Raw genomic sequence first — 2,711 nt, forward strand, 5'->3', positions numbered from 1 at the left:
CGATGGCTCGGCGGGCACTGACTGCAGGGTCTGCGATGCCATGGTTGCTCCTATGCGTTTCCGATAAATAATTACCGACCGTTCGTTCAGGATATGCGGAAGGCCGGAAAAGAGTCAAGCACTCGCGGCTCTCGGTCGGCTCGGATTCCCGAACTATCTGGACGTGCCCTCCGCCCTGGATGGCAATTGGGCACAATGCCCATTGGCCCACCCATCGCCGTGAAGATGGAGCATGCCCCGTCGTCGTGCGACCCATACCACCTCCTGGGGCGCAGGCGCCTTCGGAGTCGGCCGGCAGCCTTGGGTCGCCCCAGCCCCCACCCCCACCTTGCGGGCCTAGTGCGGCGGTTGCCGTCCGCTAGGTAGAATCCGGACACTGCCCACTCAATTCGAGGAAACTATGACCCGTCCCCAGGACACCGCGCCCGCTGATGCCGAGGCAACCCAGCCTGGGCCAGCACCCAAAAAACATCGGGGCCGTAAGTTGCTGCTCGGCGTAGGTGTCCTGGTGATCGTGGCGGCTGTCATTGCAGGTGGCTACCTCTTCAACCTGGCGCGGACGTTCGACACCAACAGCACCAAGATCGAGCAGGCGTTCCCGGCCGAGTCCACCCGGCCCGAGAAAGCGCCGACCGCTCAGGGGGCTGGCGGTAAGGCGCCCGTTAATATCCTGCTGATGGGCAGCGACAGCCGCGGCGCTACCGAGGCCGATGCGGAACAGGGCGTCGCGACTGACCAGCGTGCAGACACCCTCATGCTGGTACACATCCCGGCCGACCGGAAGAACATCTACACCATGTCCGTAATGCGCGACCTCTGGGTAGATATCCCCGGCCACGGCCAAGCCAAGATCAACGCGGCACTGGCCCTCGGCGGGACGCCCCTGATGGTGCAAACCATCGAATCCATCTTTAAGCAGCGCATTGATCATGTAGCCATGGTGGACTTCCAGGGCTTCAAAGGCCTCACAGATGCCCTGGGCGGCGTCTCCGTGGACATCAAGGTGCCCTTCGCGTCGAGCCACCTCAAGGGACATTACTTCCAGGCCGGCCCGAACACCCTCAACGGTGACGAGGCGCTGGCCTTCGTCAGGGAACGCTACGCCTATGCGGATGGCGACTACCAGCGGGTCCGGAACCAGCAGGACTACCTCAAGTCCGTCATTAAGAAGTCAACCGATGGTCAGACGCTGTTCAACCCGGTCACCATCAATAACCTGGTGGGCGCACTATCTCCGTATGTCAGCGTGGACAAGTCCCTGGATGCGGCAACGTTGGCTGGACTCGCGCTGGAGCTGAAGGACGTCAGGGCACAGAACACCGTCATGTTCACGCTTCCCACGGCGGGTACCGGAACCTCCGGCGACGGACAATCGATTGTGTTGCCCCTCCAAGCCGCCATCGGGCACATTTCGGAAGCCCTTAGCTCAGACTCGCTGGGCACCTACGTGAACCAGAACAACTTCCAAAACGGCAACTGATCCGGCGACGGGGACCTGAACGGGCCAGAAACCTCTATCACCGGCAAGCACCGCGTGCTAGCTTCCGCGGATGGGGAACGCGCCGGAGCCTGAGGAACACGCCGACACTGCGAGCCGGAGCCGGCGGCGCAAGCTGGCCACGGCGGTGGCAGCCGCCCTGCTGGTCCTCGCCGTCGCCGCTGCCGTATTCCTGCTGAACCGGCCGCGTCCCGAAACCCCGGCCCCGGCGGCTCCCCCTCCCGTTCCCAGCACGGCCCCTACACCGAACGCCACGCCCACCCCCACGCCGGAACCGCCGCCGGCGGACCTGAACATCCTGCTGATCGGCAGCGACAGCCGCGTCAACGCACGGGCCGAGGCCGCTGCCGGCGATGCCTCCGACCAGCGCGGGGACACCCTCGTATTCATCCACCTGCCGGCCGACAGGCAAAGGGTCTACGGCATTTCGATCATGCGCGACCTCTGGGTGGATATCCCCGGCTACGGCGGGGCGAAGGTCAACGCTGCCCTGGAAATCGGCGGGGTCCCGCTGGAAACCCGGACGGTGGAGTCGCTGCTCGGCACGCACATTGACCACACCGTCACGGTCGATTTCGAGGGCTTCGCCGCGCTGACGGACGCCGTTGGCGGGATCGACGTCGACGTGCAACTGCCGTTCACTTCCACGCTTGAGTCCGGACACTACTTTCCACCAGGCGTGAACCGGCTCAACGGCGCCCTGGCGCTCGATTTCGTCCGCGAGCGCAAGGCCTTCGCCGATGGTGACTACCAGCGGGTCCGGGACCAGCAGACTTTCCTCAAGGCCGTGCTGGCCAAGGCCGTGGGCGGCGGCGTCCTGGCCGACCGCGCCTCCGCCCGCGCCTTCGTCATCGGGGTGCTTCCGCAGGTGTCGGTCACCCCGGGACTGACCTTGGAGACCCTGGAGCGGCTTGCCTTCAGCCTGCGGGCCGTGCCGCCCGGGAACGGCACGTTCTTCACCCTTCCGACGGCGGGAACCGGCACCAGCACCGACGGGCAGTCGATTGTCCTGCAGGACCAGGCCGCCACCGCCGAGGTGGCCGCCGCGTTGTCCGCCGGCACCCTGGCCGATTACATCGCCTCCCATAACCTGCAGAAGGGGAACTGAGGCGCGCCCGTCGTCGTCCCGCCCTCGGTGACTGCGCTCCCCGGTAGATTGGGTCCATGACGCAGACTCCCGTGCAGCCCCGACGGGCAGTCGATTGTCCTGCAG

General features: G+C 65.6%; 2 protein-coding genes. Both read left to right on the plus strand.

Annotated elements, in window-relative coordinates; all coding sequences use genetic code 11:
- Positions 1-400: 400 nt before the first annotated feature.
- Positions 401-1,480, plus strand: a complete 1,080-nt coding sequence (locus AB4Y86_RS16240; protein WP_441403210.1) for an LCP family protein — start codon at positions 401-403, stop codon at positions 1,478-1,480.
- Between the two features lie 70 nt (positions 1,481-1,550).
- A complete protein-coding gene (locus tag AB4Y86_RS16245; RefSeq protein ID WP_441403211.1) occupies positions 1,551-2,606 on the plus strand; it encodes an LCP family protein in 1,056 nt (351 codons plus the stop codon).
- Positions 2,607-2,711: the final 105 nt, after the last annotated feature.

This window comes from Arthrobacter sp. 2YAF22_2, from assembly GCF_052114645.1.
GTDB lineage: Bacteria > Actinomycetota > Actinomycetes > Actinomycetales > Micrococcaceae > Arthrobacter.